General features: G+C 73.1%; 7 protein-coding genes. 5 read left to right on the top strand and 2 right to left on the bottom strand.

Annotated features, from left to right (window positions below):
* The coding region (locus AB0J52_RS23680) for a LysR family transcriptional regulator (protein WP_500184214.1) at positions 1-818 on the bottom strand (818 nt) is incomplete at its 3' end.
* 202 nt (positions 819-1,020) lie between these two features.
* Between AB0J52_RS23680 and AB0J52_RS23675 the strand changes: the two genes are divergently transcribed.
* The 4 genes from AB0J52_RS23675 (at position 1,021) to AB0J52_RS23660 (ending at position 4,047) form a co-directional block, all read left to right on the top strand.
* Entirely contained in the window at positions 1,021-1,959 is a 939-nt protein-coding gene (locus AB0J52_RS23675) for a ketopantoate reductase family protein (RefSeq protein ID WP_500184212.1), read from the top strand.
* A 166-nt stretch (positions 1,960-2,125) separates the two neighbouring features.
* Entirely contained in the window at positions 2,126-2,674 is a 549-nt protein-coding gene (locus AB0J52_RS23670) for a hypothetical protein (RefSeq protein WP_500184210.1), read from the top strand.
* Between the two features lie 151 nt (positions 2,675-2,825).
* Positions 2,826-3,110, top strand: a complete 285-nt coding sequence (locus AB0J52_RS23665) for a PadR family transcriptional regulator (RefSeq protein ID WP_500184208.1) — start codon at positions 2,826-2,828, stop codon at positions 3,108-3,110.
* 1 nt (position 3,111) lies between these two features.
* Positions 3,112-4,047 (top strand): HD domain-containing protein, encoded by a 936-nt coding sequence (locus AB0J52_RS23660; protein ID WP_500184207.1) that lies wholly within the window; start codon positions 3,112-3,114, stop codon positions 4,045-4,047.
* Between the two features lie 43 nt (positions 4,048-4,090).
* On the opposite strand, the gene AB0J52_RS23655 is transcribed toward AB0J52_RS23660, so the two are convergent.
* Positions 4,091-4,735 (bottom strand): TetR/AcrR family transcriptional regulator, encoded by a 645-nt coding sequence (locus AB0J52_RS23655; RefSeq protein ID WP_500184206.1) that lies wholly within the window; start codon positions 4,733-4,735, stop codon positions 4,091-4,093.
* A 132-nt stretch (positions 4,736-4,867) separates the two neighbouring features.
* On the opposite strand from AB0J52_RS23655, the gene AB0J52_RS23650 reads away from it, so the two are divergent.
* Positions 4,868-6,022: flavin-containing monooxygenase (locus AB0J52_RS23650; RefSeq protein ID WP_500184205.1), on the top strand; the 1,155-nt coding region annotated here is incomplete at its 3' end.

The raw sequence follows: 6,022 nt of genomic DNA, 5'->3' as shown, positions 1-6,022 counted from the left end.
CTCCGGACCGCCCAGCCGACCGGCAGCGGCGGCAGGTCCGGCAGGGGCAGGAACCTCAGCGGGCCCCCGGGCGCGTCCTGCCCGGGGAGGGCCGGGACGACGGCGTGCCCGACGCCGAGCTCGGCCAGCAGGATGGCGGTGTCCCAGTCGGCGACGCCGGTGTCCGAGCTGAGGCGGACACCGAGGCGGGCGAAGGCGGTGTCCAGGTGGGCACGGGAGGAGGAGTTCTCCGGGAGCCGGATGTGCCGGATCCCGGCGAGGTCGGCGGCCGGGACCGACGTCCGGCGCGCGAGCGGGTCGTCCTCCCGGACCGCCAGCACCCAGGGCAGCTCGACGACGGGGCGCTGCTCGATCCCCCGCACCGGGACGCCGATGGTGACCCACGCCAGATCGACCGCGCCCTCGGTGAGCGCGTCGAAGCAACTGCGGCTGGAGGTCTCGGTACGGAACTCCAGGCTCGCTCCTGGGTGGCGTTCGCGGAACGCGACGACCGCCTCGGACATGAAGTGCCGCACCGTGGTCGATCCCGTGGTCACCCGCACCGACCCGGCTTCGCCGCGGGCGAGCTCGCCGAGCCGGCGCAGGGCCGAGTCGAGACCGGCGAGCCCTTCGCGGGCCGCCGCCTGGAGCACCAGCCCTTCCGGAGTCGGCACGACTCCGCGCGGACGGCGTTCCAGCAGGCGCACCCCGGTGGCCCGCTCCAGCCGTTTGACGTGCTGGCTCACCGCGGACTGGGTGCAGGAGAGGTCCCGGGCGACGGCGCTCAGGCTGCCCGCCCGGCAGACCGCCACGAACACGCGCAGGTCGTCGAAAGTCATGGACACGGAGGCCAAGCTACCGCGTAAGGGTTAAGGAATCCCTTGGGTGTTCCGAAGGTAACCCGAGGATTGACTGGGGTTTCCTCTCTCGCGATCATCGCTGGGAAGGGCGGCCACCCGTCTCTCCCCCTCCTGCCGTTCCGCGCGGGGCAGGGGCGGCGGGAGGGACGGGGGCCGACCCGCTGATCCAGAGAGGAAACCCGTGCACGACAGCTCAACGGTCACCAGCGGCTCCGCCGCGATCCCCGTTCCCGCGACAGTCGCGGTCCTCGGCCCGGGAGGGGTCGGCGGCCTGCTCGCCGCGCTGCTCTCCCGCGCCGGGCACCGCGTGATCTGCATAGCGGGCGAGGAGACCACCGGCATACTGCGCCGTGACGGCATCCGGGTGCGCAGCGGACAGTTCGGCGACTTCACCGCCGAGGTCGAAGCGGACACGCGCCTGCGCGAACCCGTCGACCTGTGCCTGGTGACGGTCAAGCACACCGCGCTCGACTCGGCGCTCGACCGCGTCCCCGCCGAACACCTCGGCACCGGCCGCGTCCTGCCCCTGCTCAACGGCATCGAGCACACCGACGGCCTGCGGGCGCGGTTCGGAGCGCGGCGGGTGGTGCCGGCCGTGATCCGGGTCGAGTCCACCCGCACCGCGCCCGGCGTCATCGAGCACGGCAGCCCGTTCACCGAGATCGATCTCGCGGGGACGGAAGAGCGTCTCGCTCCGCTCGCCGCGCTGCTCACCGCGGCCGGCGCGACCACTCGCGTCGTGCCGGGCGAGGACGCCGTCCTGTGGGCGAAGCTCGCGTTCCTCGCCCCCTTCGCCCTGCTCACCACCCGGTACCGGCTTCCGATCGGCGGCGTCCGGACCGAGCGGCGCGCGGAGCTGGAGGCGCTGGTCGAGGAGACCACCGCGGTGAGCCGGGCCTGCGGCGCGCCGATGGACCCAGCCCAGGTCCTGGCGCGCTACGACGCCTTCCCGCCCGGCAGCAAGTCCTCCATGCAACGGGACGCGGAGGCGGGCCGTCCGCTGGAACTCGACGCGATCGGCGGAGCCCTGCTGCGGGCGGCCGGACGGCACGGCGTCCCCGTGCCGCTCGCGGAACGGCTCGTGGCCGAACTCGCGGCGGGCCGAACCGCCGGCGGGTGAGTTCGTTCTCACGCACGGTGACGCGCGCCTGGCACACCGGCTGGACGTCCATAGCGGACGAATCCCCTTAACAATCCGTACATCTCCTGGTGATGTGGACACGTCAGGCTCCTGAACGTTTCAGCCGCCGCGCAAAGGTCGGCGGCTCGACACCCAGGGAGTCGACGTGCCCCTTCACGTCCACACCGCCAAGGCCCTGGCCGTGCTCAGCGCAGCCGCGTGCGTCGCGGCCGCCGTCACGAGCCCCGCGACCGCCGCCCCCCTCGCTCCCAGCTCGTTCCCGCCCGGCTACTGCCACGCCTCCAGCCTCGACCCGGCGACCACGCACCCGGACCCGAACTGCACGCCCGGCGCCCTCAACCCGGACGTGACGCAGGCGACCATCCACCAGACCATCTGCGTCGGGGGCTACTCCGGGTCGATCCGCCCGCCGTCGTCCTACACCACGGCGCTGAAGAAGCAGCAGATCATCGAGTACGGCTACAGCGACACCAGCACGTCCTCCTACGAGGAGGACCACTTCATCCCGCTCAGCCTCGGCGGCGCGCCCCGCGACCCGCTGAACCTGTGGCCCGAGCCGGGCGGCTCCCCCAACCCCAAGGACGGCATCGAGTTCAAGCTGTACAAGGCCGTCTGCGCCGACCAGGTCACCCTCGCCGCCGCGCAGCACGCGATCGTGACGGACTGGACGACCGCCGACCAGATCATCCCGTAACCCCGGCCACGCCCCGCAGGCCCCGCCCCCCGTTCCGGGGCCTGCGGTCCCCGCCGCACGGCAAGCGGCAGGTAAGGAACGCGTGGCGCGCCGGTGAGTAGGGCCGGGACGCCCGGCCGCACATACTCGACCTATGTCGGATAAGCCGCGGATGACCAGGCCGACGGTGCGGGTGCTCGAAGCGCTGCTGGCCGATCCGTCCCGCGAGTACTACGGGCTGGAGCTGCGCGAGGCCACCGGGCTGGGCAACGGAACCCTCTACCCCCGGCTGGCGGAGCTGGAGAACTACGGCTGGCTGGAGAGCCGGTGGGAGACCCCGGTGCCGGGACGTCCGCCACGCCGCTACTACCGGCTGACCCGGGACGGCGCCGCGCGCGCCCGGACGGAGCTGGCCCGGGTCACCCGCCGTCCGCGGCCAGTCTTGCGGGAGGCCTGACATGGTGAGCATGGACGGCGGCACCGCGCTCCTCCAGCAGCTGCGTCCGCGCCTGAGCACCGAGGAACTGGCGGAGGTCGAACGCGCGCATGCCGTCGCCGAGCGGGCGCACGCCGGGCAGTACCGCCGCAACGGCGACCCCTTCATCACCCACCCGGTCCAGGTGGCCCTGTTGGCCGCGCAGTCCGGGGCCGACCACCAGGTCGTCTGCGCCGCCCTGCTGCACGACGTGCCCGAGGACACCCCGGTGAACCTCGACGAGCTGCGCGCCCGCTTCGGCCACGAGATCGCCGACCTGGTCGAAGGGCTCGACCGGCTGGACCGGTTCGGGACTCCGCCGACCGACGAGCGCGTCCTTCTCCTGAAGGTGCTCGACCGCCTGCACAACATGCGCACGCTCGATCCCCTTCCGCCCGCGAAGCGGCACGCCAAGGCGCTGCACACCCTCGAAGTCCTCAAGGACGTCGCCGAGCGGGTCGCCCCGCCGCCGATCGCCGAGGAGCTGGAGGCCTTGGCGCGGGCGCGCCTCGGTCCCGGCACCGGGTTCCAGGCCGTCCGGCTGGCCTCGCTGGTCCTGCCTCCCCGCGCACGGGCCCGCTACCTGGACGAGTGGCGCGCCGAGCTGGCCGTCCTGCCGCGGGGCCGACGCGCCTACCTCGCCGAACTGCTCCTCGCCCTTCCCGCGCTCGCCTGGATCCTGTGGCGTCCCACCGCCGCGCGCCTCCTCGCGGTGCCGCTCCGCACACGTCTGCGGGCATGGACGCTGGTGGCCCCGATGCTGCTGTGGCTCACCTGGCAGTCCGCGCGCTCCGGCCTCACCGAGGCCGTGACGTTCGTCCTCACCGTCGTCCCCGTCACGTCGGCGGCCCTGTCACGCCTCCGCACCTCCCTCGGCCTGGCCGACAAAGCGAAGCACCGGCCTGAAGAACGCCCCTGAGGCGTCGCCCGGATCGCGGCAGTGAGCGGCTCCCGGCCCGGGTTCAGCTCTTCTGGTCCAGGACGCCGGTCACGACGGCGTGCAGGTTGGCGCGGAAGCGGTCGAGGACGGCCAGGTCGCGCGGGCCCACCCGGCGTCCTGCGGGGTCGATGATCCCGGCCTGGCCGAAGGAGTGCGCGGTCCACACGATCGTGAAGGTCAGCATCTCGACGTCCACCCCGGCCCCGATGCCGGCGCGGTCGAGCACCGCGCGGACGGCGGTCGCGACCTCGGCGATGAGCGGGCCGGCGAACTCGGTCTCTATGTCCGTCACGTCCGCCCCCTCCGACAGCCAGCGGCGGATCCACAGCGCCGCGACCTCGGGACGGCTCAGGCAGAAGGAGAGGTAGGCGTCGACGAAGCCGAGCAGCGCGGCCCGGGTCTCCTCCGCCGAGGAGCCGCAGGTGTTGAGCTGCCCGAGCGCGGCGATGACGACGTCGCGCTGGGCCAGGTGGGCGCGGCGCATCACCGCGCGGTACAGCTCGGGCTTCCCGCCGACGTGGTAGGCGACGGTGGCGATGTTGAGCCCGACGGCGTCCGCGATCGCGCGGGTGCTGGTGGCGTCGTACCCGCGCTCGGCGAACAGCCGGGTGGCGGCCTCCAGGATGCGTTCGCTGCGGCTGGGACCGTCGTCGGACTGGGCGCTCATGCGCCCGAGCGTACCGGACGACCGAGACCCGATGCAATCAATTGATGGAGGCGAAAAGACCAGGTCAGCAGGTATTGCACTGCTTTCCATCAATTGATTGAATGAGCGCCCTCGACGAAGGGAGGACCCGGCATGGGCGCGACGAGGGTGGCGGTGATCGGGGCCGGGGCGGCGGGGCTGTCCGCGGCCAAGGCACTGCTCGACCACGGGCTGGAGGTCACCGTCCTGGAGCGGGGCGACCGGCCCGGCGGGCTGTGGGCGCAGGACGCCCCCGGCGGGACGTCGCCGGCGTACGACAGCCTGCACCTCAACACCAGCAAGGGCCGCACCGAGTTCGCCGACTTCCCGATGCCGGCGCGGTGGCCGGACTACCCGTCGGCGGCGATGATCGCCGGCTACCTCGCTGACTACGCCGACAAGTTCAACGTCACCGACCGCATCCGGTTCGGCACGACCGTCACCGCCGTGCGCCGCACCGGCCCGGTCTGGGAGGTCGAGGCGCAGGACGGGACCGCCACGACGACCGGGGAGTTCGACGCGGTGGTCGTCGCCAACGGCCACAACTGGGACCCCAGGTGGCCGTCCCCCGCCTACCCGGGCACCTTCGACGGCGTGCAGATGCACGCCCACGACTACCGCAACCCCGACGTGTTCGCCGGCAAGCGCGTCCTCGTCGTCGGCATGGGCAACTCGGCCATGGACATCGCCGTGGACGCGTCCTACGTCTCCGAGGGGCCGGTGCTCCTGTCGGCCCGGCACGGCGCGCACATCGTCCCCAAGTACCTCTTCGGCCGTCCCGCGGACGCGACCGGCGGAGCGCTCGCCGTGCTGCCGTGGCGCATCCGGCAGACGATCGCGCAGACCATGCTGCGGCTCGCGGTCGGCACCCCGGAGAGCTACGGCCTGCCGCGGCCCGCCGGGGGCCTCTTCCAGAACCACCCGACGATCAGCGACACGATCCTGCACCGGCTCACCCACGGCGAGGTCGCCGCCCGTCCCGGCGTCGAGCGGCTCGACGGCGGCAGGGTGGCCTTCACCGACGGCACCGCCGAGGACGTCGACGTGATCGTGTGGGCCACCGGCTACCGCGTGACCATCCCGTTCCTGGACCGCGACTGGCTCGGCGACGACCCCGAGGCGCTGCCGCTCTACCAGCGGGTGTTCCACCTCAAGGACCCGACACTGGCCTTCGTCGGCCTGATGCAGTCCACCGGCGCGGCGCTGCCGGTCGTGGAGGCGCAGGCCAAGCTCGCCGCCGCCTACCTCGGCGGCCGCTACGCCCTGCCC

This window comes from Spirillospora sp. NPDC049652 (assembly GCF_040675125.1).
Lineage (GTDB): Bacteria > Actinomycetota > Actinomycetes > Streptosporangiales > Streptosporangiaceae > Spirillospora.
Note: the sequence above shows the minus strand (reverse complement) of the source record. Positions and strands in the feature narration are given on the sequence as shown.